25 protein-coding genes are annotated in these 24,268 nt (G+C 74.6%); 14 read left to right on the plus strand and 11 right to left on the minus strand.

Annotated elements, in window-relative coordinates; translation table 11 throughout:
* Positions 1-69: 69 nt before the first annotated feature.
* Together ACZ3YL_RS16670 and ACZ3YL_RS16675 are read right to left on the minus strand one after the other, a co-directional pair.
* On the minus strand, positions 70-708 hold the full coding sequence (locus ACZ3YL_RS16670) for an NAD(P)-dependent oxidoreductase (protein WP_465658010.1): 639 nt from the start codon (positions 706-708) through the stop codon (positions 70-72).
* A gap of 93 nt (positions 709-801) precedes the next feature.
* Positions 802-1,731 carry an EamA family transporter gene (locus tag ACZ3YL_RS16675; protein ID WP_465658012.1) on the minus strand — a complete coding sequence of 310 codons (930 nt, stop codon included), beginning with the start codon at positions 1,729-1,731 and terminating at the stop codon, positions 802-804.
* A gap of 111 nt (positions 1,732-1,842) precedes the next feature.
* On the opposite strand from ACZ3YL_RS16675, the gene ACZ3YL_RS16680 reads away from it, so the two are divergent.
* Positions 1,843-2,343 (plus strand): MarR family winged helix-turn-helix transcriptional regulator, encoded by a 501-nt coding sequence (locus tag ACZ3YL_RS16680; protein WP_188305446.1) that lies wholly within the window; start codon positions 1,843-1,845, stop codon positions 2,341-2,343.
* Positions 2,344-2,402: 59 nt separating this feature from the next.
* Entirely contained in the window at positions 2,403-2,615 is a 213-nt protein-coding gene (locus tag ACZ3YL_RS16685; RefSeq protein ID WP_188305445.1) for a hypothetical protein, read from the plus strand.
* Here ACZ3YL_RS16685 and ACZ3YL_RS16690 read toward each other — a convergent pair.
* Positions 2,583-3,503, minus strand: a complete 921-nt coding sequence (locus ACZ3YL_RS16690; RefSeq protein ID WP_465658013.1) for a methyltransferase domain-containing protein — start codon at positions 3,501-3,503, stop codon at positions 2,583-2,585. The two genes, ACZ3YL_RS16685 and ACZ3YL_RS16690, sit on opposite strands and share 33 nt — an antisense overlap.
* Here ACZ3YL_RS16690 and pdxR point away from each other — a divergent pair.
* On the plus strand, positions 3,502-5,064 hold the full coding sequence (gene pdxR / locus ACZ3YL_RS16695; RefSeq protein ID WP_465658015.1) for a MocR-like pyridoxine biosynthesis transcription factor PdxR: 1,563 nt from the start codon (positions 3,502-3,504) through the stop codon (positions 5,062-5,064). The genes ACZ3YL_RS16690 and pdxR overlap by 2 nt on opposite strands.
* On the opposite strand, the gene ACZ3YL_RS16700 is transcribed toward pdxR, so the two are convergent.
* Positions 5,024-5,278, minus strand: a complete 255-nt coding sequence (locus ACZ3YL_RS16700) for a hypothetical protein (RefSeq protein ID WP_465658016.1) — start codon at positions 5,276-5,278, stop codon at positions 5,024-5,026. The genes pdxR and ACZ3YL_RS16700 overlap by 41 nt on opposite strands.
* Positions 5,279-5,362: 84 nt before the next feature.
* Positions 5,363-5,770, minus strand: coding sequence for a hypothetical protein (locus ACZ3YL_RS16705; RefSeq protein WP_188305441.1), 408 nt, complete (start codon positions 5,768-5,770; stop codon positions 5,363-5,365).
* A 142-nt stretch (positions 5,771-5,912) separates the two neighbouring features.
* Here ACZ3YL_RS16705 and ACZ3YL_RS16710 point away from each other — a divergent pair, with 142 nt between their 5' ends.
* From ACZ3YL_RS16710 to ACZ3YL_RS16725, 4 genes are all read left to right on the plus strand, one after another.
* A complete protein-coding gene (locus ACZ3YL_RS16710) occupies positions 5,913-7,049 on the plus strand; it encodes a glycoside hydrolase family 3 N-terminal domain-containing protein (RefSeq protein WP_465658019.1) in 1,137 nt (378 codons plus the stop codon).
* Between the two features lie 475 nt (positions 7,050-7,524).
* Positions 7,525-7,980: a hypothetical protein gene (locus tag ACZ3YL_RS16715; RefSeq protein WP_465658020.1), complete on the plus strand. Its 456-nt coding sequence runs from the start codon at positions 7,525-7,527 to the stop codon at positions 7,978-7,980.
* Between the two features lie 212 nt (positions 7,981-8,192).
* On the plus strand, positions 8,193-8,537 hold the full coding sequence (locus tag ACZ3YL_RS16720) for an ArsR/SmtB family transcription factor (RefSeq protein ID WP_188305438.1): 345 nt from the start codon (positions 8,193-8,195) through the stop codon (positions 8,535-8,537).
* 41 nt (positions 8,538-8,578) lie between these two features.
* Entirely contained in the window at positions 8,579-8,782 is a 204-nt protein-coding gene (locus ACZ3YL_RS16725; protein WP_188305453.1) for a DUF6126 family protein, read from the plus strand.
* A gap of 21 nt (positions 8,783-8,803) precedes the next feature.
* Here the strand turns inward: ACZ3YL_RS16725 and ACZ3YL_RS16730 are convergent, their stop codons facing one another.
* On the minus strand, positions 8,804-11,317 hold the full coding sequence (locus ACZ3YL_RS16730; RefSeq protein ID WP_465658022.1) for a cytochrome P450: 2,514 nt from the start codon (positions 11,315-11,317) through the stop codon (positions 8,804-8,806).
* A 365-nt stretch (positions 11,318-11,682) separates the two neighbouring features.
* Here ACZ3YL_RS16730 and ACZ3YL_RS16735 point away from each other — a divergent pair, with 365 nt between their 5' ends.
* From ACZ3YL_RS16735 to ACZ3YL_RS16750, 4 genes are all read left to right on the plus strand, one after another.
* On the plus strand, positions 11,683-11,967 hold the full coding sequence (locus tag ACZ3YL_RS16735; protein ID WP_188306729.1) for a hypothetical protein: 285 nt from the start codon (positions 11,683-11,685) through the stop codon (positions 11,965-11,967).
* Between the two features lie 190 nt (positions 11,968-12,157).
* Positions 12,158-12,607 (plus strand): hypothetical protein, encoded by a 450-nt coding sequence (locus ACZ3YL_RS16740; protein WP_465658024.1) that lies wholly within the window; start codon positions 12,158-12,160, stop codon positions 12,605-12,607.
* Between the two features lie 388 nt (positions 12,608-12,995).
* Positions 12,996-15,200 (plus strand): RICIN domain-containing protein, encoded by a 2,205-nt coding sequence (locus tag ACZ3YL_RS16745; RefSeq protein ID WP_188306727.1) that lies wholly within the window; start codon positions 12,996-12,998, stop codon positions 15,198-15,200.
* A 127-nt stretch (positions 15,201-15,327) separates the two neighbouring features.
* Complete coding sequence (locus ACZ3YL_RS16750; RefSeq protein WP_465658026.1) at positions 15,328-15,957, plus strand: hypothetical protein; 630 nt, start codon at positions 15,328-15,330, stop codon at positions 15,955-15,957.
* A 74-nt stretch (positions 15,958-16,031) separates the two neighbouring features.
* On the opposite strand, the gene ACZ3YL_RS16755 is transcribed toward ACZ3YL_RS16750, so the two are convergent.
* The gene (locus ACZ3YL_RS16755) at positions 16,032-16,718 is read right to left on the minus strand and encodes a lytic transglycosylase domain-containing protein (RefSeq protein WP_465658027.1); all 687 of its coding nucleotides are present in this window, start codon (positions 16,716-16,718) and stop codon (positions 16,032-16,034) included.
* Positions 16,719-16,801: 83 nt separating this feature from the next.
* Positions 16,802-17,008 (minus strand): antitoxin, encoded by a 207-nt coding sequence (locus ACZ3YL_RS16760; RefSeq protein WP_188306724.1) that lies wholly within the window; start codon positions 17,006-17,008, stop codon positions 16,802-16,804.
* Between the two features lie 320 nt (positions 17,009-17,328).
* Here ACZ3YL_RS16760 and ACZ3YL_RS16765 point away from each other — a divergent pair, with 320 nt between their 5' ends.
* Positions 17,329-17,838 carry a DUF6542 domain-containing protein gene (locus ACZ3YL_RS16765; RefSeq protein ID WP_465658029.1) on the plus strand — a complete coding sequence of 170 codons (510 nt, stop codon included), beginning with the start codon at positions 17,329-17,331 and terminating at the stop codon, positions 17,836-17,838.
* Positions 17,831-19,474, plus strand: coding sequence for an LCP family protein (locus tag ACZ3YL_RS16770; protein ID WP_465658031.1), 1,644 nt, complete (start codon positions 17,831-17,833; stop codon positions 19,472-19,474). Before ACZ3YL_RS16765 ends, ACZ3YL_RS16770 begins: the two co-directional genes overlap by 8 nt.
* A gap of 126 nt (positions 19,475-19,600) precedes the next feature.
* Here ACZ3YL_RS16770 and ACZ3YL_RS16775 read toward each other — a convergent pair whose 3' ends face one another.
* Positions 19,601-20,404 carry a nucleotidyltransferase domain-containing protein gene (locus tag ACZ3YL_RS16775; protein WP_465658032.1) on the minus strand — a complete coding sequence of 268 codons (804 nt, stop codon included), beginning with the start codon at positions 20,402-20,404 and terminating at the stop codon, positions 19,601-19,603.
* Positions 20,405-20,718: 314 nt separating this feature from the next.
* Entirely contained in the window at positions 20,719-21,978 is a 1,260-nt protein-coding gene (locus ACZ3YL_RS16780; protein ID WP_465658034.1) for a DUF6777 domain-containing protein, read from the minus strand.
* A 531-nt stretch (positions 21,979-22,509) separates the two neighbouring features.
* On the opposite strand from ACZ3YL_RS16780, the gene ACZ3YL_RS16785 reads away from it, so the two are divergent.
* A complete protein-coding gene (locus tag ACZ3YL_RS16785) occupies positions 22,510-23,856 on the plus strand; it encodes a streptophobe family protein (protein WP_188303853.1) in 1,347 nt (448 codons plus the stop codon).
* 22 nt (positions 23,857-23,878) lie between these two features.
* Here the strand turns inward: ACZ3YL_RS16785 and ACZ3YL_RS16790 are convergent, their stop codons facing one another.
* A complete protein-coding gene (locus ACZ3YL_RS16790; RefSeq protein ID WP_188303852.1) occupies positions 23,879-24,253 on the minus strand; it encodes a DUF1304 domain-containing protein in 375 nt (124 codons plus the stop codon).
* Positions 24,254-24,268: the final 15 nt, after the last annotated feature.

Here is a 24,268-nt window from a genome sequence, read left to right on the forward strand (position 1 = left end):
ACACCGTCTTCGGGGTGGTGCTGGATACACCCCGGAGCGGGGGTATCCAGCACCACGGGTCCTCAGGGTTCAGTAGGCGGTGGTGAAGCGGGCGCGCCGGTGCACGGGCTGCTCGGCCTCGTCGAGCAGCACGACGGCGAGGTCCTCCATCGATATCGTCGAGTTGCCCTCGGCGTCGAGGAGCAGCTCGTCCCGGCCGAGCCGGAAGCGGCCGGTGCGCACCCCGGGTTCGAGCAGGGCGGCCGGGCTGAGGTACGTCCAGTCGACCTGCTCGTCCGCGCGGTAGAGGTCCAGCTGCGCACTGCAGGCCAGCGCGATCGGCCGGATCTCGGCGGGGAAGCCGGGGGACTCCACCAGGATCGTGCCGTCGGTGCCCGGGACGGTCAGGCTGCCCGCGCCGCCGACGGCGAGCAGCCGCACGCCGGTGCCGGCCAGGCCCGCCAGCAGGCCCCGGGTGGTGGCGGCCAGTTCGTGCTCGCGGCCGGGGGCGGGCCGGGTGGCGGTGATCACCAGCTCCTGGCCGGCGGCGAGCCGGGCGACGTCCCCGGGGGTGCTCGCGTCGCCGACGGCGAGGGTGACGGTCGACGGCAGGCCGTGCGGCTTGGCCGGGTCCCTGGTGACGGCGGTGACGTCGTGGCCTCGGGAGAGCGCCTCGGTCACGACCCGCCGGCCGACGTTGCCGGTGGCGCCGAACACGGTGATACGCATGAAGGTTTCTCCTTGGATCCTTTGAACGGGACGGCGGTGGTGCGATGAGCCGGCGTGGGGGCAGTGGGGTTGGCGGGGGCGGGGGCTGTGGGTTCAGGCGTTCTCGCGTAGCGGGCCCGGCCGGACGTCCCGCCCCGGGCCCGGTGCCGCGGGCGCCGCTGCCGCGGGCCCGGGCCGCCGGATCTGGGCGACGATCAGCGAGCCGAGCACCACCACGGCGCCGAGCGCCTGCAGCGGGCTGAGGTCCTGTCCGAGCGCGAGCCAGCCGACCAGCGTGGCGACCACCGGGCTGAGCAGGGAGAGGAAGGACAGCGAGGTGGGCGGCAGCGCGCGCAGCCCGCGGAACCAGACGGCGTAGGTGAGGGCCGCGCCGATCAGGCAGAGGTAGGCGTAGCCGAGCACGTTGTCGGCCGTGTAGTGGGTGGGCGGGGCGCCCTCGCTCAGCAGGGTCACCGGCACCAGCAGCAGCCCGCCGGCGGTGAGTTGCCAGCCGGTGGTGGCGAGCAGCGGCGCGGGGGAGACCCAGCGCTTGGAGAGCACGACGCCGAAGGCCATCACCACCGCCCCGCCGAGCGCGGCGGCCACCCCGATCGCGTCCGGTCGGGCGTCGGCGCGCAGTACCAGCAGGCTGACGCCCGCCACGCCGGCGATGCCGGAGAGCACGGTGCGCAGGGTGAGCCGGTCGCCGAGCAGCCCGGCCGAGAGCCCGGCGGTGATCAGGGGCTGGACGGCGCCGACGGTGGCCGCGATGCCGCCGGGGAGGCGGTAGGCGGCGATGAACAGCAGGGCCTGGAAGGCGCCGATGTTGAGCGCGCCGAGGACGAGCGCGCGCCACCACCAGCCGCCCTTGGGCAGGGTGCGGGTGAGGGCGATCAGCAGCAGCCCGGCGGGCAGGCAGCGGATGACGGCGGCGAGGAGCGGACGGTGGGGCGGGAGCAGCTCGGTGGTGACGGCGTAGGTCGTCCCCCAGGCGGCGGGGGCGAGGGCCGTCACCAGCACGACGGCGAGTCGATTGCTTAGCACTAAGCCAATGTATCTCAGCGCTAAGGCATTATTCGGCGGATTCCACCCGTGACGTGGCTCACAGTTACCTCATCGCTAAGGAATTCTGTCGGCATCGCCTACCCTGAACCCGTGGCAGATCATCTCGACCGCGTCGTCGCGCAATGGGGCGCCGAGCGCCCCGACCTGGACGTCTCCCCGATGGAGGTGTTCGGCCGGCTCAAGCGGCTCTACCGCCTGGTGGACGCCGAACTCAACCGCACCTTCGCCGAGCACGGCCTGGACGCCCCCTCCTTCGACGTCCTGGCCACCCTCAAACGCAGCGGCCCGCCCTACCGCCTCACCCCCACCGGCCTGATGCAGTCCGCCATGGTCACCTCCGGCGCGATCACCCAGCGCCTCGACCGCCTGGAGGCCCGGGGTCTGGTCACCCGCACCCGCAGCGACCAGGACCGCCGCAGCCGCGACGTCGAACTCACCCCCGAGGGCCACGCCCTGATCGACCGCGCCCTGCCCGACCACATCGCCGGCGAACACCGCATGCTGGCCGGCCTCGACGAGACCCGGAAGGCCGCCCTCGTCGACGGCATGCGCGCCCTGCTCGCCGACCTCGGCGACGACACCTCCGGCTGACCCGCCCGCACCGGTAAACCGCTTGCCGCCCCCGGCGGTCCTCCCCTTGGATGGCGGTCATGGATGACCCGATCTGGCACGCGCTCACCGTCGAGGTCCGGCGCGCGGTGGACGCGTACCTCGCCGTCGGGCGCCACGTCCACGCGATCAAGGCGATCCGCGACGCCTCACCGGAACCGGCGCCCGGCATCCGGGCCTGCAACGACCTGATCGCGGACCGGATGGCGGAACTCGGACTGCTACCGAACGGCCCGGTGCCCGGGAAGGCGTGAGCCGCGGCCGGCCTCCGGGGTGACCAGGGGGTTCACCGCCACCGCCTTGAAGAAGGTGTAGTGGAGCGTCCCGCCCGGCTCGGCCGTGCGGCGCAGCTCGGCGATGCCGCGGTCGAACTCCGCCGCAGTGGTCAGTCCGGCGGCCAGGGCGTCCGCCCGGACGGCCTCGACCATCGCGACGAAGGTCCGCCGGGTGAAGCCGTCCACCAGGGCCGGGCGGCTGCCGTCGGCGTAGACCGTACGGGGGCGGACCGTCACGTCCGCGAAGCCGGCCGCCGTCAGTAGCGGGTGGAGCCGGCGGCCCAGGAGGGCGTCCCCGCCCGCGTCGGCTTGGAGCCGGACCAGGTGGTCGACGGTGCGGCGGGCCGCCGGGGTCTCCGGGTGGAAGAAGGCGGAGCCGTGGTCGCCCTCGATCACGGTGATCGTGCCGCCCGGCCGCAGTACCCGGCGCAGCGCGGCCAGCCCGGCGGCCGGATCGGGCAGGTGCTCCAGCACGAAACACAGGAAGACGTGGTCGAACGCGCCGTCCGGGAACGGCAGTCGATGCAGGTCGCCGTGGTGCCAGGTGACCTGCGCGGTCGGGGCCAGCGCGGTGATCCGGGCCCGGGCCCGGGCCAGTGACTCCGCCGAGACGTCCGCCGCCGTCAGCAGCACGCCCGGGCTGGCGGCCAGCAGGTGTGCGGTCTGCGCACCCACCCCGCAGCCGGCCTCCAGCACCCGGCTGCCGGCCGGGTAGGCGGTGCCCGTGTGCAACAGTTCGGCGAGGGTGCCGGCCTGGTCGCCGAGGCGCTGGGCCTCGGCGTCGGAGTAGCCGTGGACGTAGGGACCGTGGCTGGAGGGGCCGTGGATGTCGGGGGCGGCGGGCAGCGGGCTGGTTCTGGTGGTCATGGCTCAACCCTCCCGCCAGTATGGACCGGTGAACAGGTCCAAAGACACCGGGGCTGAGAGGTCCAAAGAGACCGGTGCCGACTTCCTCCAGCTCGACGCCGCCGAGGCCCCGCCCGGCGGTCTCACCGACTGGCTGACCGCCCGGCTGCGCGAGGCCGTCGCGGACGGCCGCCTGCCGACCGGCAGCCGGGTGCCCGCCAGCCGGGTGCTCGCGGCCGAACTCGGGGTCTCCCGGGGCGTGGTGACCGACGCCTACCGGCGGCTCGCCGAGGCGGGGCAGCTCGCCGGGCGGGGCCGGGGCGGCACGGTCGTCGTCGCCCTGACGCCACCCGCGCGGCAGGCCGTTCCTCGGCCGGAGCCGAAGGCCGCCCCGGCGCCCGCACTGTTCCGGGACGACCCGGACGCCGAGGTGTTCGACCACCTGCGCGCCACCCCCGCCCGGATCGACCTCACCCCCGGCGTGCCCGACCTCGCCGCCTTCCCCCGTGCCGCCTGGCTGCGGGCCGAACGGGCCGTCCTGGACGGCCTCGCCGCCCCCGACCTCGGCTACGGCGACGTCCGCGGCACCCCCGCGCTGCGGCAGGCCGTCGCCCACTGGCTGGCCCGCAACCGGGGCATCCGCGCGGATCCGGACGAGGTGCTGGTGGTCGCCGGGACGGCCCAGGCGCTGGCCCTGCTCGGTCGGGCCCTCGGCCGGGCGGGCATCACCGAGGTCGCCGTCGAGGACCCGGGCTCGCTCGGCGCCCGCCAGCACCTCGCCCACTGGCTCGCCGCCACCCCGCCCGTGCCGGTCGACGCCGAGGGCATCCGGGTCGACGCGCTGCGCGCCACCCGTGCCCCGGCCGTGCTGCTCACCCCCGCCCACCAGTACCCGACCGGGGTCGTCCTCGGCGGCGAACGGCGCCGTGAACTCCTGTGCTGGGCGGGCGAAGGCGGGCTGGTCATCGAGGACGACTACGACGCCGAACACCGCTACGACCGCCCGCCCGTCCCCGCGCTGCGGGCCGAACTGCCCGACCGGGTCTGCTACGCGGGCAGCATCTCCAAGCTGCTCGCCCCCGCCCTGCGCACCGGCTGGCTGCTGGTGCCCCGGCCGCTGCGCGGCGCCGTCCTCGACGCCAAGCGCTTCGCCGACCTCGGCAACCCGGTACTGCCCCAGCTGGTGCTGGCCCGGCTGATGGAGTCCGGCGAACTCGACCGCCACCTAAGGCTGTTGCGCGGTCGACACCGCCGCCGCCGGGACGCCATGATCACCGCCATCCGCACCCAGCTGCCCACCGCCACGGTGCACGGCGCCGCCGCCGGGCTGCACCTCATGCTCACCCTCCCGGAGGAACTCGGCTGCACCGACACCGAGTTGGCCACCGCCGCGCTGGCCCGCGGGGTGAAGGTCCAGCCGCTGTCCTGGCACGCCCGGCTGCCGTATCCGCCCGGGCTGGTGCTCGGCTACGCGGCGCTCTCGCCCGGCGCGATCGCCGAAGGGATCGCCACACTGGGGGAGTTGGTGCGGCGCGCGGGTGTCAGCCGTCCCCGTCGCGGCGACGGCCCGGCCCCGGGATGACGAGGAACTCGGTGACCGGGCCGACCGGCCGGACGCTCGCGCCGTGGCCAGCCCAGGTCGGGTAGCAGCCGCCGCCCCAGCCGGTGCGGAAGGCGAGCAGGCCGGCGCCGGAGGCGGGGTCGGTGACCAGGACCGGGCCGAGGCCGGTCGGCTCCCGGGCGAAGGCCCGCTCCGGCAGTTCGCCGTCGTCACCCCCCGGCAGGGCGGACAGCATGCGGCTCCGGCGCCTGCTGCTCCACGCCCCCGGTGGTTCGGGTCCCTGGTGGTTCATGCCCCCGGGGGTTCAGGGCTCGGCGGTTCAGGGCCCGGCGGTTCGGGCCTCCGGCCGCCACCACGGGTCGGCCTCGGCCCGGGCCAGCTCGGCCTCGTACGCGGCGGCCTCGAAGGTGTACTCCATCGGGCGGGTCGCGCCGTCGGGCAGTTCCCAGTCGGACCAGAGCACGACCTCGCCGATCCGCTGCACGACGGCGGAGAGGTAGCCGCAGCAGCCGCCGTCGCATTCGGGCTCGCCCAGGTTCACCCGGCGCGGCTCACCCGTCGCCCGCAGCTCGCTCGCGCCCGCGACCGGGAACTGGGCGAAGGGCGACCGGCCGCGGCCGTCGGAGCCGACCGACCCCTCGATGACGTCCTCGCCGTTGACCAGGAACCGCACCAGCGGCCAGCGGTCGTCGGGTTGCGGCAGCACGAGTTCCAGGCGATCGAACATGGGGGCACTCTAAGTGCTCGGAGCCGGTGCGGTCGTGGGGATTCACGGGCTGCCGGACGGCGGGTTCCTGGGTACGCTGGCGAACCGTACGCCGTTGCCGACCCTGGAGGCACCGATGGCCCCGTTACGGCGCGTAGCCCAGATGACGACGGTGCTGGTGGTGTTGGCGGCCGCGCTCGGTCCGGCTCCGGCCGGGTCGGTGACGCGCGGTAGCGAACTCCCCGGCGAGAGGACCCTGACGATGGCCGGCGAGCGGATGACCGGCGAGCAGCAGGGGGACTCCCGTCAGCTGGCCGGGCGCCGCATCGTGCTCTCCTACCCGGGCCCGACCCCGGCGCCGGAGGTGCTGCGGGCGATCCGGGAGGGCCGGGCCGCCGGGGTGATCCTGTTCGGCGAGAACGTCACCAGCCCGGAGCAACTTGCCGAGGCCGTGGGCCAGTTGAAGCAGGCGGCCGCCGAGGCCGCGCACCCGCGCCCGCTGCTGCTGATGACCGACCAGGAGGGGGGCAAGGTTCGCCGCCTGCCCGGCGCGCCCGAACTCTCCGCCCGCCGCACCGGATCGGCCCCGAACCCGCTCATCGCCGCCGTGGACTCCGGCACCGGCGCCGCCGGCACGCTCGCCGACGCCGGGCTGAACGTCAACCTCGCCCCGGTGCTCGACGTCTACGACACCCCGGGCAACTTCATCGACCGCTTCGAACGCTCCTACGGACAGGACCCCACCCGGGTCGGTGAGTTGGGCAGCGCCTTCCTGGCCACCCAGCAGAGCCTGGGGGTGGCGGCCACCGCCAAGCACTTCCCCGGCCTCGGCGCCGCGGCCCACGACGAGAACACCGATGCCCGCCCCGTCACCCTCCCCGTCCCGCTGGACCGGCTGCGCACCCGCGACGAGGCCCCGTACCGGGCCGCCATCGCGGCGGGCGTGCGCCTGGTGATGGCCTCCTGGGCGGTCTACCCGGCCCTGGACCCGGACCGCCCGGCGGGGATGTCGCCCACCGTGATCCAGGGCGAACTCCGCGACCGCCTCGGCTTCGACGGCGTCACCGTCACCGACGCCCTGGAGGCGGACGCCCTCACCCCGTACGGCCCCGCCGGCCCCCGCGCCGTCGCCGCCGCGGCGGCCGGCATGGACCTCATCCTGTGCTCCGCCCGCGACCCCCGGCAGGGCGAGGACGCCACCACCGCCCTGGCGGCCGCCCTCGACTCCGGCGACCTCGACCGCGCCGCCTTCGCGGCGGCCGTCGACCGGGTGGACGCGCTGCGGGAGAGCCTGGGCTGACGGCTGACGGCTGACGGCTGACGGCTGACGGCTGACGGCTGACGGCTGACGGGCGGGCGACGGGCGGCGGGCGGGCGACGGAGGCTGCTTCGAGCGGGTCTACGCCCGCCACTGCGCCTCCCGGCCGTCGCGGCCGGAGCCCGATCCCGGCGAGGACTTCGACGTCGAGGGCCGGGCGGAGACGCGCCGGCGCCTGCCGCGCCTGGCGGCGCTGTTCCTCGGTCCGGCTGCCGGGTAGGGCGGTTCATCCCTGGTTCAACCGGGCGATACCCGAGGAGGTGCGGGGATTCGCCCGGCCGGACGGGAATGCGCCATCGTAGGCGTGCTTTCGGTCGGAGGCGATGGTTCGAAGGGAAAATGGCAATCCAGGGTTGGAATCACATGGCAGAGTCGTGGTCGCGGCACAGATGAAATGTCATATGTGCCATAGTGAAGTGCTGTATTCCGATTCCTCACACTCTCCGAAGGAGAAGCCATGAACCGCATCGCCAGGATCGCCGCGGGTACGGCCGGTGCCGTCGCACTGCTGAGCGCGCCGGTGCCGGCGCTCGCCGCCGACCAGGCGTCCGCCACCGTCACCACCTGCGGCTGGTCGGGCCTGCAGGCCGGACTGTCCACCAGGGTCTGCGCGGACGTCACCGGTAACAGCGTCGTGCTGTACGGGCAGATCGGGCTGGCCGGGCCGCCCTCGCCGGGGACGCCGTGGCCGCCGGCGCCGCAGGACCTGATCACCGGGCTGTCGGCCGAGGTGGCCGGGGTCGGCTCGCTCGGTGCGGTGGCCGGGCGTGCCGTGTTCCAGGTCAGTACGGTCCGGGTGGCCGGGATCAGCACCACCGCGCCGTGCGGGTCGGTCGTGCACGCCTCCTTCTCGGTGGAGGGGAGCTTGCGCGGACCGTCCCCGGTCACCGTGGATGTGCCTGTAGGCTGCTGATGGTTCGTCATCCAGACTGCCGGGCCCGGGAGTTGGCAGCGTCCCGGGCTCGGCCTTTCGTCGTCCCGGTTCGGCCGGCGCTGTGGGCGTGGTCACCTTCCGCTGTGACGACTTGAAGAAATCTTCATCTGTCGCGATGATGCGTACCGGCCGCGGTACGGACCCCGCCCGGCCGTACGACCACCGAGCGGATCCGAGGGAGGCAACGGGCGATGCCGGTCCCGCTGTACCAGGCCAAGGCGGAGTTCTTCCGCACTCTCGGCCACCCGGTTCGGATCCGGGTCCTGGAACTGCTCCAGGACGGCCCCCGGCCGGTGCGCGAGCTGCTGGCGGAGATCGAGGTCGAGCCGTCCAACCTCTCCCAGCAGCTCGCGGTGCTGCGCCGCACCCAGCTGGTCACGGCCACCCGCGAGGGCAACACGGTGGTGTACGCGCTCAGCACCCCGGACGTCGCCGAGCTGCTGCGCGCGGCGCGCCGGATCCTGACCGAGTTGATCACCGACCAGGGCGCGCTGCTCACCGAGCTGCGCACCGCCGGCGGCCGGTCGCCCCGCTGAGCCCGCAGCCCGCAGCGTCCGACCCCGAGGAGAGCACCACCGTGAGCGACCACGCCGCCAGCGCTGACCACGCCGCCAGCGCCGACCACGCCACCAGCGCCGGCAGTCCGGTGAACGGCGACAGCACGAGCGACGAGAAGCGCCGCCGCAGGGCGATGCTGATCCGGGCGGGCATCTACATCTTCGCCACGCACCTGTTCGCGGGCTTCGTCCTGCTGCTGTTCGCGCTCGGTGGCCGCAAGTAGCCCGGCCGTCCGTGACGGGCGTTACCGGCCCCCGCCGCCCGGCACCAGGTAGCGGTCGCTGGTGCTGGTCCAGACCTGGACGCCGGTGACCAGCTCCCGGGTGCCGTCCAGGTACCAGCGTCCCGCCGGGTGGCGGCGGCCCAGCTCGCGGCGCAGCTCCTCGTTCTCCCGGCGCAGCCGGCTGACCCGGGCGCGGACCGCGCGGACGGCCCGGCTGCGGGTGCAGCCGCGGACCCGTTGCAGGGTGAGGACGGTGTTGAAGGCGGCGGCGCTCTGCCGTTCCTCCCGCTCCAGCGAGTAGAGGTCGTTGATCAGCGTCGCGGCGTCGGCGGTGTTGGCGCGCAGGCGGTGCAGCGCGGGCTCCGCGTGCAGGGCGGCGGGGGCGTCGGCGCCGTGGACCCGTTCCAGTATGTTCATGAACGGGTAGAGGCAGCTGCCGTGGCGGCGCAGCCGCATGGTGTCCGCCAGGCCGAGGCCCAGGGCGGGGACGGTGCCGCGGGCGCGGTGCTCGGCCTCGGCAGGGAAGGTGGCCAGGCAGGCGCGCCACTCGTGGGCCGCCCGGGCGCGCCAGGCGGGGGAGGCCGAGTCGCTCTGCCGGCCCCACAGTTCCCGCCAGGCGGTGAGGAGTTGGCCGTCCGGGGGGGTGGGGCGGACGTCGCCGTCGAGGGCCGAGATCAGTGGGTCGACCAGTGCGTGGGCCTCGGCGGGCCGGCGCCCGGGCGGGCCGTCGAAGCGGTCGTCCAGGACGGTGAACCAGCCCAGCATGTCCACCAGCAGGTCCAGTTCGGTGCCCCGGGCGCGTGGGAAGGCGTGGCCGATCAACTCGTGCAGCGCGTAGGCCCGGTAGCCGGGCAGTTCGGTCGGGGCGAGCAGGCCGTGGCGGACCGCCCAGTCGGCGTGTCGGTCGGCGGCGGCGCGCAGTTCGGCGGTTGGTCGCGTGGGCGGTACGGGGGCGGGGGTGTCCGGCCGGGCCGCGGTGCCGGTGAACGGACAGCCCGCGGGGCGCGTCCGCTCCGGCGCGGTGGGTCCGGCGTCCGTCGTGGGTTCGGCGTCCGTCGCGGGCCCGGCGTGCGCGGTGGGCGCGGTGCCGTGTGCCGCCGTGAGGGCGTCCGCGCGGGGCGCGAGCCGGACCCGCAGCCCATGGGCCTGGACGGTCGTCCACACCACCTCCCGGGCCCGGGCCCCCGGCACCGCCACCGGCCGCCAGCGGCGCAGGATCGCGGCCGCCGCGACGGTCAGTTCGGCCCAGGCGAAGGCTTCCCCGATGCACTTGTGCTTGCCCGCCCCGAACGGCAGGAAGGACGGCCGTCCGAGCCCGCCGCCGTCCTGCCAGCGCTTGGGCCGAAAGCTCAGCGGCTCGTCGTAGCGCACCGGGTCGCGGTGCAGCGCGGTGAGGCTGTACAGCAGCTCGGTGCCGGCCGGGATCCGGTAGGGGCCGAGGTTCACCGGCACCTGGGCGGTGCGCATCAGGAAGGCGTTGGGGGCGTGCAGCCGCACCACCTCCTGGGTGACGCTGCGGGTGTAGGTGAGCCGGGCGAGGGCCTCCGGGGTGGGGGTGGTGCCGGCCGGCAGGTGCTCGTCCAGCTCGGCGAGGACCCTGGCCTCGACCTCGGGGTGGCGCAGGAGTTCGTCCAGCAGCCAGGTGAGGGTGGTGGAGACGGTCTCGGTGCCGGCGCCGAACATGGTGATCGCCTCGGAGCGGACGTCGGCCTCGGTGAGCGGGCGGCCGGTGGCCGGGTCGGTGGCGGCGCGCAGCAGGGCCGGCAGGGTGCCCCCGCGCCGCTCCGTACGGGCCGTGCCGGCGCGGCCGTTGACGGCCTGGTCGACCACCCGGTTGAGCACCCGGACGGCGGCGTCGAAGCGCCGGTTGACGGGCAGCGGCAGCCGGGCGAAGGCCGGGTGGGGGTAGAGGGACTGGACGATCTGGCCCTTCACCAGGTCCGGGAGCGCCCGGTGGAAGGCGAGGGTGGCGTCCTCGCTGAGCCGGGCGCCGAACAGCGAGCGGGTGACGATCTCCAGGGCCAGGTGGTTCATCTCCTTGGCCACGTCGAGGACTTGACCGGGCCGCCAGCGTCCGGCGCGCTCCTCGGTGACCTGGTGCATCACGCTCAGGTACCCGGCCATCCGGTCCGCGCCGAAGGCGGGCTGGATGATCCGGCGGCGGTCGCGGTGCGCCTGGCCCTCGGACATCAGCAGGCCGTCGCCGAAGGCGGTCTTCAGGGTGTCCTGGACGGCGCCGCGCGGACAGTCGTGGGCGAGCGCGACGAGCAGGGTGTGGACGAGCCGGGCGTCGGTCACCACGCAGACGGTGCGTGGCCCGAGCCGGATGCGGACCACGCCGCCGTGGCGGGCCAGTGAGCCGAGGAAGCCGAGCGGGTCGCGCAGCAGGGCGGCGGCGTGGCCGAGGCCGGGCAGTGCGCCGGGAGCGAGCGGGGGGACGGCCGCGTGGGTGGTGGGTGCGGGGGGTGGCGTGGTTCTCGGGGAGACGATTCGTTTCTGTGTCTCTGCCAGCAGGGTTTGGGTCGGCAGGGGCATGACACTTCCTCTCATCAGAGGCCGGTGCGGACGGTACCGGGGAAGGGCACCGGCGGGCCGGCCGGGGGGCGGGGCCGACGAATGCGGACCCCGCGTGCGCCGGGGGACAGAGGGCGCACGACATAGGAAACGCGCCGGTCCGGCGGGCGTTGTGCCGAACGCGCGCGGATCACTCCAACGGACGATCACTCCGGCGGCGGTCGGAGCGCTCCGCGGCACCGGTGCCGCGAGCGGCCCCTGTCCGGCCTGACCTGCGCCGATCCCCCGCCCCGGCGGTGCGCGCCCGGCCCGCGCGGCAGGGTCTTTGGACCCTCGCCGCACGGTCGCGCGAGGGCCAGCATGGTGGGCGGAACAGGAGGAACCTGATGACCCGTCTGCGCCCCCGGCCGGCCCTCGACGTCCGGGTGGAGATCCGCGGCGAGCTGCCGCGCGAGGACGCCGGGTACGCCCGGGCCCGGGCGCAGGACACCGCGCCGGCACTGGGCCCCGACGCCCACGCGCTGCGGCTGCGGCTCACCCTCGCCCAGGCGGACGTGGAACCGGACGGCACCGGCCCGGCCCGGTCCCGCCGTGACGACGGGCACTACGGCCTGATAACGCCGGTAGCGGACGGCCGTCGCGGGGCAGGAATCCCCCCGGCACGGGACTGATCCGCTCGCGACCGCGCTGCCCAGGCTTCACCGCCCGGGCCCCCGCCCAAGGCTCCACCGCCCAAGGCTCCACCGCCCAAGGCTCCACCGCCCAAGGCTCCACCGCCCAAGGCTCCACCGCCCAAGGCTCCACCGCCCAAGGCTTCACCACCTCCAGACTCCACCAACTCCACGACAGGGGACCGGGACCATGGACTGCGACGACGAGGTCATGCTGACCGTCCGGATCACCGCCGCCGAGCGGGCGCTGCTCCGGGACCTCGCGCGCGGCCAGGGCGGCGACGTCTCCGGGGTCGCGGTAGACGGGCTGCTGGAGGTCATCCCGGCGCTGCACGACGACGGTTCGGCGCTGCCGCTGCTGCGGGTGCTGTCCAGGCCGGCGCCCTGCGCGGTGACGCTCTGGCTGCCCGCCCCGATCGCGGACCTGCTGCCACTGCTGGGCGAGCGGCTGGTGCGCACCGGCGGGCCGTCGGCCGGACCGGCCAGTGCCGCGCTCTCCGCCGCGCTGCGGCTGTGGCTCGCCGGGGACCGCGCGGTGCTCGCGGCCGGGCTGGCCCGGCTGCACGGCGGCTGCGGGGCGCGAAGGCTCGCTGGTGAAGCGGCGGTGGGCGGGCCGGTCCGGATCGAGGTCGCGGCCTGAGGCATCAGCTCGACCTGACCAGCCGTCGTACGCCGTGCGGCGATCGCATGTCCGGGGCGGAAATTCTCCTGGTCAGGGCACTGGTCCCGGGCCGGGGACGGGGCTGACATCTCGCCACGGCCGACGGGGTCGCAGACCCTGGCCCCGGCCGGGTGGTCGCCGCCACCCCGGGCCGGGGAGCGCGCACCTCCCGAGTGCGCTCCTGGGCATCGTCCTGCCCGCACGTTCCTGCTCCCGCCGTTCCGCCGTGTCCACGGTCTCGAACGCGCCCAGGAATTTCGCAAGAGGTTTCTGTTATTCCCGGATGCTCCGGCCGCTCTCCCTCGTGTCGGAAGGTCCGGGCCTCGCATCACAGGGGCACGGACCATCGCACGAGGAAAGGAACGCGATGGGACACCGGAGCAGTGAGCTCCGTCGGCGCAGGCGCCGCAGGCTCACCCGCAGGAGTGCCCTGGTCGCCGTGGCGGTGGCGGCCGGACTGGTGGCGGGCACGCTGGGCCTGCGCACCGCCCTGGAGCCGGGGGCGGCGCACCGCGCCGTCACGGTGGCGGACGCGTCGGTCGACGCGGTCGCGGACGACGGGGGGCCGGGGGAGACCGGCACCGCCGAGGGCGCCACCAGGGCGCCCGCCCCGAAGCGGGACGAGAAGGCCGCCGCGCCCAAGTCCATACCCAAGGACCAGCCCGACCGCGGCCTGGTCTACGCGGGGTTGAACCTGCCGTCCAGCGACCGCTGCGGCAACATGCTGGAGGTCACCGGCAGCAGCCAGTGCAGCCACGGCCCGGACGCGCCGCCCAAGGAGGTGGACATCCGCAAGGACGTCCCGCCGGTCGCCGCCCCGGCCGCCCAGGCGCCCGCGCTCACCCCGCCCACCGGCGCCCAACCGCCGTCCGCCGCAGACCTGTTGAAGGGTGGCGTGCCCGTCCTCGACGTCGCCCAGAAGGCGCTGCTCGGTGACGCCGGCACCGCCGCCGCCCCGCAGGACGCCGCCGCCCCGGCCGCCGGTTCGGGCCTGGTCTGCGAGGGTGACGGCAGCAGCGGCAACCGCGTCCAGGTGGTGTACGTGCACACGCCGGGCAACGACCGCTTCGCCCAGTACCTGCCCTCGTTCAAGAAGTGGGCCGCCGACGTCGACGTCATCTACAACGCCAGCGCCGCCGAGACCGGCGGGGTGCGGCACGTCCGCTTCGTCACCGAACCCGACTGCACCGCCTCGGTGTTGAACGTGCAGATCTCCGACGCCGAGATCCAGGACTTCAACGCGAGCAACCGGGCGCTGGCCGCGCAGGGGTTCAACCGCAAGGACCGCAAGTACATGATGTTCACCGATGCCAAGGTGTACTGCGGGATCGGCACCTTCGCCGGCGACGAGCGCTCCGGGCAGGACAACCTGAGCAACTTCGGCCCCTCGTACGGCCGGACGGACTCCGGCTGCTGGGGCGGTCACACCGCCGCGCACGAACTCGGGCACAACCTGGGCGCGGTGAACAACAGCGCGCCCAACTCCAGCAAGGCCGGGCACTGTACGGACACCTGGGACCTGATGTGCTACTCGGACGCCCCCTACTACCCGAAGATGCGAGTCGTCTGCCCGGACCGCGCGCATGACGACCGGCTCGACTGCGGCCACGACGACTACTACAACACCTCGCCCGCGCCCGGCAGTTACCTGGCCACCCACTGGAACGTCGCCGACAACCGCTTCCTCATCGCGGGCAACGGCGGTGGCAACGGCTCCGGCACCGGTCCTACCCCCACGCCCACCCCGACCCCGACCCCGAGCACGGGTCCGACGGCTACGGGCACGCCCACCCGCACGCCCTCGCCGTCCCCGACGCCCACCGGCAGCCCCACCGCCACGCCGACCCGGTCCCCGTCGCCGACCGCGACCCCGACCACGGGCGACACCCGCCCCGACGTGACGGTCAGTCAGATCACCCAGAACTCGGTGATGCTGAGCTGGAACCCGGTCGCCTCCGCCGCCGGCTACGACGTCCGGCTGAACGGCCAGACCATCGGCACCGTCCGCTCGACCGTGGTCGGCCTGGTCCGGCTGGCCCCCGGCACCGGCTACACCGTGGCGGTCGCCGTCCGGGACGCCGCCGGAAAGGTGGCCGAGCCCGGCCACCCGGCGAGCTTCCGCACCCTCGCCGACGCCGGCCGCCCGCAGCCGGGCGCCCACTACACCATGGTCAACGGCCTCACCGGCCAGGCCGCCGACCTGTGGGGCAGCTCGATGAACGACGGCACCGTGGCGATCGGCTACCAGCGCACCGGATACGCCAACCAGAAGTGGCAGTTCGAGGACGCCGGCAGCGGCGCGGTGCGGATCAAGTCCGCGCGCTCCGGCAAGTGCCTGCAACTCGGCGGGAGCCCGGTCGCCGGACAGTACGTGGCCCAGCAGCCGTGCGCCGACACCGCCGCGCAGAAGTGGCAACTCGCCGCCGGTGACAGCGGGTTCACCATCAAGGCGGACGGCTCCGATCTGGTACTCGGACTCAGTGACCGGTGGTACTACGGTGGTTGGCTGCTGGAGCTTCAGCAGCCGAACGACCGGCCGTACCAGAACTGGTCACTGCTGAAGACCTCGTAGGCCCGGAGCAGGCCCGGAAGCCCGCTCCACCCCGCACCGCGGGTGCGGCCGCCCCCACCCGAGGGCGGCCGCACCCGGCGCCACCGCTCCCCGACACCCTCACCCCACCGCCCGAGGAACGCCCGACATGCGAACCCGCACCCGCCCGCTGCTCGCCTCCCTCGCCCTCGCCACCGCGGCCGTCCTGCCCGCCGCCGCACCCGCCGCCGCCCACGGCGACGCCGTCCACCTGGACGTGGCCGGCCAGCAGAACGGCCGGGTCAGCGCCGTCGCCACCTGGGAGAACGACCACGACCCGGTCACCGAGGACTTCGCCGGCACGCTCTCCGCGACCGCCGCCGACGGCCGGACCGTCGGGCCCTGGCTGCTGGTCGCCGTGCCGGGCCGGCCGGGGACGTACACCACCCGGGAACTGCTGCCCGCCGGGCACTGGAAGGTCGCCGTCGACTGCGCCTTCCCCTCACTGGGCCACGGCGAGCGCGAACTCGACGTCGAGGCGGCCGCGATCAGCGACCCGGCGCCGGTGGACGCGGCCGCCGCCTCCGGGACCCCGGCACCCGCCGCCACCCCCGCGCCGACCGCCGCCTCGGCCCCGCCCGTCGCCGGACCGCCCGTGGCCGCCGGGCCGGCCACCACCACCGCGCCCGTCCACGAGACCACCGACGACGCCACCACCTGGGCCGCCATCGGTACCGCCACCGCGGCCGTCGCCCTGGTCGCCACCGGCTTCTGGCTGCGCGGCCGCAGGCGCCGCTGACGGACCGCGCCATCCGCGCGGTCAACGTCGGTACGGGTGAGGGCACCACCCAGCCCGACGCCCGCTAACGGGCGCTACTTCACGGCCTCGCCGGACTTCGCCCAGTTGTCGCGCAGCCGGTCCAGGTAGGACTGCGCCTGCGGACCGATCTTGACGCCCCGGGCGAAGGCGAGCATGTTGCCCGCCCCGGCGTTGTAGCCGAGGGCGGTGAGCTCGTCCCTGCTGAGCGGGGCGCTCACCTTGGCGGGGAGCTGTTCCGCGAGGTCGTGGAGGTGCCAGGCGGCCGCCTGGACGGCGAGGTCGCGGTCGTCCGGCAGTTCCTCCCAGTGACGGGAGGCGAACGGGCGGCCCGGCTTGGTGTCGTCGAAGGCGGCCCGGTGCATGTTGGCGATGCCGAAGGAGGCGTCCGGTTTGCCGCGCTGCCAGGCCCGTTCGAAGTCCGGGTCGTGCGGCTTGTACGCCTCGTTGTAGAGGATCGCCATCAGCAGCTGGGGGCTGACCCCGGCCTCGGCGGCGTACCGGCGCACCGGCGCCGCGTAGTCGGCCGGCTCGTAGCGGCCGGAGGGCTTCGAGGGAGCCGCCGAGGGCGCGCCCGGGGAGCTGCCGGAGGACGGGGAGGCGGCGGACGGTGACGCGGAGGGCGCCGCCGTGCCGGCCGCGGTGTCGTGGCCGCCGCCGCGGAGGATGCCCCAACCGGCCGCCGCGAGGACGCCGATCACGATCCAGCGCCCCCAGCGCGGTCCCTGCTGCTGCTCGCTCACCGCTGCCGGCCCCTCCCCGTTCGCCCGTCATCCAGTTCGATCGCCGTACGGTCGACCGCGCCCCTCGGGAGGCGTGTTCGACCCTATTCGGCGGGCTTCCGCTCCCCGTCGAGGTTGCGCAGGAAGTCCTTCGCCTTCTCGACACCGGTGTCGATCTGCCCGCTGTACTTGCGGTCCGTGCGGTCGTCGATCGCGTCGCCGACCTTCTCCAGGCCCTGCCCGAGCACGTCGCTGTGCTCACGGGCGAGGTCGGTGGCCTTGTCCGCGAGGTTCTTAAGACTTTCAAACATGGTGACGCTCTACTCCTTTGGTGCGTTCCTGTTGATGTGCCGACGTGGCGGGGATCATGGTCATCCTAACGAGGGCCCGCCGGGCGGTCCGCTGCCGCGGAACGGCGGCGGGTGACTTTGCTGAAATGGGTTTGTATGCTCCACACCAGCCTCTACAGGTCTGTAGACGGTGGGAATCGCCACAGGATGGATGGCGTCCCGGCCCGCGCGGTGGCGTGGCCGCGCCGCCGCAGCCGAAACGATCGAGGGAAGTGCGCATGGCCGGCCAGCGGGCGAGAACGCCGTACCAGGATGCGGGACCTCGCGCCGAGGACCCCGCCGTGCCCGCCCAGCGCTCCCGCGGCGCCGGTGACGGCGCCGACCAGGCACGGGACGCCCGCCCCCAGCGCGCCGGGGCCTCGCGCCGCCGGCAGCAGGCCCGTCGGCGCGGTGGACCGGTCGCCGCGCTCGCCGCGGTCGGACTGCCGCTGCTCGGCGGGATCGCCGACGAGCTGGGCGGCCCCGGGGTCGGCATCCTGTTCGCGGTCGGCGCGGTGCTCGGCACCGGCGCCGCGGCGCTGCTGTGCGGCCGGACCGGCCGCTGGTGGGTGGTGACCGCCGCTCCGGTGGTGGTGCTGCTCACGGCCTCGGGCGTCGAGTACCTGGCCAACCCCGACAAGTACCAGGGCAAGGGCCTGGGTACCGGCGCGGTGCGCTGGGTGGTCGGGGCGTTCCCGGTGATGGCGGTGGCGGTGGCCGTCGCGCTGCTGGTCATCGTGGTGCGGACGGTGCTCGACCGCCGTAGGCCCGCCCGGTCGGGTGCCCCGAACGGAAGGGGCCGCCGTGGCTGAGCGGACCGACCGCCCCGCCGAGCGGGGCCATCGACCGGCCGAGCGTGCCAATCGTCCGCGCGGGCGCGCCGCGCGCCGCGGCCCCGCGCCGCTCACCGTGGCCGGCCGCACCCTGGCCTGCGCCGTCTCGGTCGCCGTGCTCGGCGCCAGCGGCTTCACCTGGTACGAGTACCGCAGCCTGGACGATGGCATGATCAAGTCCGGCGCGCTGAGCGAGGCCAAGAAGAACGCCCCGGCGCACCTGGACAAGTCCGTCAACCTGCTGCTGATCGGTCTGGACAGCCGCAAGGACATGGACGGCAACGACCTGCCCAAGCAGTTCGTCGAGGACGAACTGCACGCCGGCTCCAGCGAGATCGGCGGCTACAACACCAACGCCCTGATCGTGCTGCACATCCCGGCCAACGGCGGCAAGGTCACCGCGCTGTCCGTCCCGCGCGACGACTACGTGCAGACCGCCGGCGCGGACGGCAAGATGCACAAGATCAAGGAGGCCTACGGCATCGCCAAGGAGGCCGCCGAGTCCAAGCTCGCCGGAAAGGGCCTGTCCAAGGCGGAGTCGGAGCGGCAGAGCCGGGAGGCGGGCCGCTCGGCCACGATCCAGACCGTGCAGAGCTTCCTGGACGTCCCGATCGACCACTTCGCCGAGGTCAACCTGATCGGCTTCTACGACATCGCCAAGGCGGTGGAGCCGATCCAGGTCTGCCTCAACCACCCGGTCGACGATCCGATCATCGCCCGGACCGCCAGCCACGAGGGCGGCGGCACCGGCCTCAAGCTGCCCGCCGGGATCAGCTCGCTGGACGCCGCCCAGGCGCTCTCCTTCGTCCGCCAGCGCCACCACCTCACCAACGGCGACCTCGACCGCACCCACCGGCAGCAGGCGTTCATCTCCTCCGTCGAGTACAAGCTCAAGCAGCAGGGCATCCTCAACGACTTCGGGCAGATGCAGAAGCTGTTCGGAGTGGTGAAGAAGGACGTCGTGATCGACAACGAGTGGAACATCCTCGACTTCGCCCAGCAGGCGCCCAACCTCACCGGCGGCAACGTCGAGTTCAACACCCTGCCGATCACCGGGTTCAAGACCGTCGGCGGGCAGGAGGTCAACACCGTCAACCCGGACCTGATCAAGAAGATCGTCCGGCAGCTGTTCAGCCACGAACAGGCGCCCGCCGCCCCGGCCGCGACGCCCGGCGACGCCCCGGCGGGGACGACCCCGCCCGCGCCCGCGCCCTCGCCGAGCGCCGCGCCCAAGTCCGTGGTCGACGTCAACGCGGCGGCGGGTGCCGGCGCCGCCGGCACCGAGTCCAAGGCCCTGGTCGAACTCGGTTACCAGGCGGGCCGGATCGGCGACGCCCCTGCGCGGACCCGCACCACCACCGTGACGTACGGCAGCGGTGCCAAGGCCGACGCCCAGGCGGTCGCGGCCCGGTACGGCGTCACGGCCGTGCCGTCCTCGGCGGTCGCGGCGGGCCACGTGCTGGTCACCCTCGGCGCCGGCAGGACCCCGACCCCCACCCCGTCCGCGTCCGCGTCGGGCACGCCGGCCCCGGCCGACGGCTCCGCCGACCCGGCCGCCGGGCTGCCGATGCAGGGGCCCGCGGTGAAGGCCGGCGGGATCCCCTGCGTGGACTGAGCCGGGCGACGGGAGCCCAGCTGACCGGACCGGACCGGACCGGCCTGGACCGGACCGGCCTGGCCGAGGCGGGGCGGTGAACAGCTTTGCGGGCAGGGCTGGTTGGACGACCGGACGTGCGACCGGTCAGGGGCGCGGGGCCTTCTGACCGTGCACGGCGGTGTACTCGGCGGCGAGCCAGGGCGCCAGGTCGTCGATGAGGACGGCCAGGGTGGCGCGGTCGGTGGTGGGGGTGCGGGCGACGGCCGCCGCGAGGCGCATCTGCTCGGCGCGGCCGGGGTAGTGGACGGCGAAGGCCTCGGCGGAGGCGGTGAGGTCGCTCGTCCAGCCGTTCCAGCGGGGCATCACCAGGGTGAAGCCGGTGCGCACGAGCCGACGGGAGACCGCCCGGCTCAGCGTGGTGAGCCGGGATTCCGCGTCGGTGGCCAGTCGTTCGCGCCAGCGGGGGAGGGCGAGCGCGAGGTCGCCGTTGGTCTCGCGGGCGAGCAGGGAGGTCGGGCGGTAGCGGGGGAGCAGCGCGCCGAGGTCCTCGCCGAGCAGTGGGGTGCACAGACAGGCGACGAACCAGCCCAGGTCGTGCCGCTCCAGCTCGCTGAGCAGGGTGTCCACGTCGAACAGCAGCACGCCGACACCGTCGACCTGCGGAAAGGCCGCGTCGAGGGCGGCCCCGACGGCGTCGGCCCCGGCGCGGTCCTCCGGGGTGGGCTCGTGGCGCAGGGCGAGCAGCAGGTCCAGGTCGGAGACGCCGGGGACGGCGGTGCCGCGGGGGATGCTGCCGTACAGGTAGGCGCTGTGCAGCCGGGCGGGGTCGAAGGCGGCGGCGATCCGCTCCCGGGCGGCGTCGACCACCGGCCCGAACTCCGGCGGGACGCGCTCCAGTGAGCCCTCCCGCGCGATGTACCCGTCCTCGTCCAGTCCGCGGCTGATCATGACGACACTCTGCCGGTCCGCCGCGCCGTCGGCCAGCGAATATCGGCGGGACGTCCGTGGAGCTGACACCGGGCCGGATGGCCGGTCCGGACTGTCGGTGGGGTGTGCGAGCGCCCATCGTGTACGAACACGGAGGGAGCGCGCACGGGTACCCGGGGCATCGGTCGGTCGACCGCGCCCCGGTCGCCCCGGTGGAGGTGCGCTCGGCGGCCGGGCGGTTGCTCGGGCCAGCCGACGCGAAGGTGCTGCTGCCTGGCGCGCGCAGCTGCCACCTGCTGGGTCCAACGGCTGTTGGCAGCAAGGGAGTTGCGTGATCAGGGTGTCGTGGCCGAGGCCGTGGTGCAGGGCGGCAGCGTGGACGGCGCGGCGGTCGCGCACGTAGCCGTCCGCGTGTTCGCCGAGGTGGAGGTGGCGGGTGGGGAGGTCATCTTGGTCGGCGAGTTCGCCGAGGTGGATGTCGCGGGTGGGGAGGTCATCTTGGTCGGCGAGCCCGAGGTGGTGGACCCGGAGGTGGTGGGCCCTGAGGTGGTCGAGCCGGAGGTGGTGGGCCCTGAGGTCGTCGAACCCGAGGTCGTCGAACCCGAGGTGGTCGAGCCGGAGGTGGTCGAACCCGAGGTGGTCGAACCCGAGGTGGTCGAGCCGGAGGTGGTGGACCCGGAGGTCGTCGAACCCGACGTGGTCGAGCCCGAGGTGGTGGCACCGGAAGAGGTCGCACCCGAAGAGGTCGCGCCCGAGGTCGAGGCCGTCGCCGTCGGGGTGGTCGGCTTCCACGGCGCCGGCGGCGGGACGCCCGGCGCCAGCGGCCCCTGCGGCGGTCCGACGTGCTTGTCCACGACGTCGATCCGCCCGGTCAGCCGGGAGAACCAGCCGCCGGTCTCGATGTTCACCAGGATGATCTCGGTCACCGGCTGTGGCGCCGGCACCACCACGATCAGCGTGCTCGGCTGGAAACCGGCCCAGGCCTTCCCGGTGTACTTGGCGTCGCTGACCAGCACCGGCGGCTTCAGCGGGTTGCCGCAGGCGCAGCGCACCCGGGGCACGCCCTGGGAGTCCACCAGCACGGCGGTGCCCGCCTGGAGGACGGACTGGTACTCGACCACCGCGCCGCTCTTGTAGCTGTGGTTGGTCACCCGGGTGTCCACCCGCAGGTACGCCGAGGTCAGCGAGCGCAGGTAGGACGGGATGGCGGACTGCTCGATGCCGGCCGCCGAGGCCCAGGCCCGTCCGCCGTCACCGCTGGACACCATGCCGATCAGCCGCTCGGTGTCGCAGCTGGGCCTGTTCATCGTCCCGCCGTACAGCCCGGCCGAGGCGCCCTGCACGCTGTGCAGGACGGTCGGGGAGGCGCTCTTCGGCCCACCGCCCGGCTGCTGCGCCGCCGTGGTGGTGGGCGCGGGGGCGGGGGCGCTCACGCCCTGGGTTTCCACCGAAGGGGTGAACGGGGCGGGCCCGGGGTCGGCCGGGGCCTGCAGTGCGACCTCGTTGGCGGTCGGCACGGCCTCGTGCTTGCCGCCCTGATTGCTGACGATCAGCACGGTCGCCACCACGGCCGCCACCACCACGCCCGCCGCCACCGACAGTCCCTTGCCGGAGCGCCACCACGGCGTGTGTGGCCGGCGTCCGCCGCCGCCCGCACCGCCGGCGGACGATCCGGACGGACCGGATGGTCCGGATGGTCCGGATGGACCGGACGGTCCGGAGGGCGGTGGCGGTACGGACGGCGGTCCGCCCGTGCCGCCACCCGAGGGCGGCCCGGCCAGCGGGCCGGACGGGGGGCCGGACGGGGGGCCGGTGGGCGAAGCGGTGGGTGGCTCGCTGGGCGGGCCGGGGGGAGGCGGTTGGGAACTCATCGAGGCTCCGTTTCGCAGGCGGCCGGCGCGAACGGTCGGCACGGGAAGCTCCTGCCACTGGAGTTCCATTTCTCCCCCGGTACCCCGTTCGCCGCAACAGCAGGTGGCACGGCCGTCGCCGAGCGTGCCCGGCGGCGGTCGGTCACCCTGGGAAACGAACCGCCCCGTTCGCGCGCAGAGTGCGAGCGGGGGCCGAACAGAGTCCGAGCAAGGGCCGAAGAGAGTCCGAGCAGAGTCCGAGCACAGGGAGGCGGCATGCAGCAGCCCACCACCGGGGCCGCGGGCCCGCCCGGAGCCGTCCGCGGCTGGCTGGACGCGCTCGCCGTGGTGCTGGCCGGGCTGGTCGCGATGGCGGCGGTGGCCGCGTTGGGCCTCTGGCTGGCCGGCGCCGGCGACCTCCCGGAGGGCGGCTTCCCGCCGGTGCTCGCCGCGACGATGGCGCTGGCGGTCGGCGGTTCCGTCCAACTCGACGGCGGCGCGGGCGGTTTCGCCGCGGTGGACGCCGGGGTGAATGCGATGCCGCTGAGCGTCTCGCTGGTCGGCGCGGTGGTGATGGCCGAGGTGTTCCTGCGCCAACTGCGGTTCCGGGCGGTCGCCGGGGGCCGTGAACTGCTCGGCCGGATCGCCCGGACGGTGGTGCTCTGGCTGCTCGCCCTGGTGCTGATCACCGTCACCGCCAAGCACACCTTCGTGATCGAACTCGGCGGCAGCCTGGCGCAGACCATCGGCGGCGCGCTCGGGCTCACCCCGGACGTCGGCTTCCACGCGGAGGGCGTCACCACCATCGGCATCGGGCTGGCCTGGCTGCTGCTGGTGCTCGCGGCGGTCTTCGCGGTGTCCCGCCGGGCGCCGCTGCCGCGCGGCCTGCTGCGCTACCAACTCGCCGTCCGTCCGGCCGCGTTCGCGCTCTGGATGGTGCTGCTGGCGTACGTGGCGATCGGCGCGGTGGCCGGGATCGTCACCGCGCTGGTGCACGGCGACGCCCGGCAGACCATGGCCGTGCTGCTGCTCGCCCTGCCCAACCTGGTCTGGCTGGCCTTCGGCCTCGGCCTCGGCGCCGTCTGGCACGGCCGGCTGGTCGGCGCGCTCGGCCTGCCCGTCCCCAAGCCGCTCAGCGCGGTGCTGCGCACGCCCAACGGCGAGGAGGCGACCATCGACCTCGGCACCCTGGCCGACCACGACGCGCGCAGCTGGTGGCTGCTGCCGCTGGCCGCCGTGCTGCTGGTCGCCGCAGCCTTCCTCGCCGCCTACCGGTCCCCGCGCACCGTGCGGCTCTGGCAGCACGCGGTGCGCTTCGCGCTGGCCACCGCCGTCACCATGCTGCTGGTGGGCCTGTGGACCCGGATAGACGCCGAGTACGGGCTGTCCGTGCTCGGTGTCGGCCTGGGCCAGGGCGGTTTGGGTGACCTGCTCGGCGCGGTGCTCGGCGGCAACAATCCGCTGGCGGCGCTGGGCAGCGGCAGCCTGACGCTGCGCCCGGCCCTGTGGACGGCGGTGCCGCTGGCGGCGGGCTGGGGGCTGCTGGCCGGGCTGTTCGGGGCGCTGCTCGCCTCGCGGGTGCGGCGGCGCGGCGAGGTGACGGAGGAGACGACGGGCGGCTGAGCCCGGCCACCGCGTTCCCGGTTCAGACCAGCTCGGCGATCAGGATGACCGCCGCCGGGACGGCCTGGCCGAGGGCGCCGCGCCACAGCTTCGGCTCCGAGACGAACAGGGTCGTCCCGCCGGCCACCATGAAGGCGGCGATGTAGAGGATCAGCGGCCGCCCCGATCCGGAGTGCCCGGTGTGCAGCAGGACCAGGCCGGTGACCAGGCCGAGGGCCAGGAACAGGTTGTAGAAGCCGACGTTGAACCGCCACAGCCGGACCTCCGGGGCGTCCGCGGTGCTGCCGGTGAGCAGGTAGCGCACCCGCGGGTGCCCGTACAGGTAGCTCTCCAGCGGCCACACCACCAGGTGGATCGCGGCGGCGAGCATGGCGAAGACCTGGCTCACGGCGTTCATGGTCGACTGCTTCCT

The sequence above is a fragment of the Kitasatospora sp. NPDC023176 genome, from assembly GCF_055560495.1.

Excerpts from the sequence above, each read along its gene's own strand:
- ACZ3YL_RS16670 (WP_465658010.1), bottom strand. The coding sequence starts at position 708 with ATGCGTATCACCGTGTTCGGCGCCACCGGCAACGTCGGCCGGCGGGTC.
- ACZ3YL_RS16685 (WP_188305445.1), top strand. The coding sequence starts at position 2,403 with ATGGATGACCCGATCTGGCACGCGCTCACCGTCGAGGTCCGGCGCGCG.
- pdxR (WP_465658015.1), top strand. The coding sequence starts at position 3,502 with ATGGCTCAACCCTCCCGCCAGTATGGACCGGTGAACAGGTCCAAAGAC.
- ACZ3YL_RS16690 (WP_465658013.1), bottom strand. The coding sequence starts at position 3,503 with ATGACCACCAGAACCAGCCCGCTGCCCGCCGCCCCCGACATCCACGGC.
- ACZ3YL_RS16700 (WP_465658016.1), bottom strand. The coding sequence starts at position 5,278 with ATGCTGTCCGCCCTGCCGGGGGGTGACGACGGCGAACTGCCGGAGCGG.
- ACZ3YL_RS16705 (WP_188305441.1), bottom strand. The coding sequence starts at position 5,770 with ATGTTCGATCGCCTGGAACTCGTGCTGCCGCAACCCGACGACCGCTGG.
- ACZ3YL_RS16710 (WP_465658019.1), top strand. The coding sequence starts at position 5,913 with ATGACGACGGTGCTGGTGGTGTTGGCGGCCGCGCTCGGTCCGGCTCCG.
- ACZ3YL_RS16715 (WP_465658020.1), top strand. The coding sequence starts at position 7,525 with ATGAACCGCATCGCCAGGATCGCCGCGGGTACGGCCGGTGCCGTCGCA.
- ACZ3YL_RS16720 (WP_188305438.1), top strand. The coding sequence starts at position 8,193 with ATGCCGGTCCCGCTGTACCAGGCCAAGGCGGAGTTCTTCCGCACTCTC.
- ACZ3YL_RS16730 (WP_465658022.1), bottom strand. The coding sequence starts at position 11,317 with ATGCCCCTGCCGACCCAAACCCTGCTGGCAGAGACACAGAAACGAATC.
- ACZ3YL_RS16735 (WP_188306729.1), top strand. The coding sequence starts at position 11,683 with ATGACCCGTCTGCGCCCCCGGCCGGCCCTCGACGTCCGGGTGGAGATC.
- ACZ3YL_RS16740 (WP_465658024.1), top strand. The coding sequence starts at position 12,158 with ATGGACTGCGACGACGAGGTCATGCTGACCGTCCGGATCACCGCCGCC.
- ACZ3YL_RS16745 (WP_188306727.1), top strand. The coding sequence starts at position 12,996 with ATGGGACACCGGAGCAGTGAGCTCCGTCGGCGCAGGCGCCGCAGGCTC.
- ACZ3YL_RS16750 (WP_465658026.1), top strand. The coding sequence starts at position 15,328 with ATGCGAACCCGCACCCGCCCGCTGCTCGCCTCCCTCGCCCTCGCCACC.
- ACZ3YL_RS16760 (WP_188306724.1), bottom strand. The coding sequence starts at position 17,008 with ATGTTTGAAAGTCTTAAGAACCTCGCGGACAAGGCCACCGACCTCGCC.
- ACZ3YL_RS16775 (WP_465658032.1), bottom strand. The coding sequence starts at position 20,404 with ATGATCAGCCGCGGACTGGACGAGGACGGGTACATCGCGCGGGAGGGC.
- ACZ3YL_RS16785 (WP_188303853.1), top strand. The coding sequence starts at position 22,510 with ATGCAGCAGCCCACCACCGGGGCCGCGGGCCCGCCCGGAGCCGTCCGC.
- ACZ3YL_RS16790 (WP_188303852.1), bottom strand. The coding sequence starts at position 24,253 with ATGAACGCCGTGAGCCAGGTCTTCGCCATGCTCGCCGCCGCGATCCAC.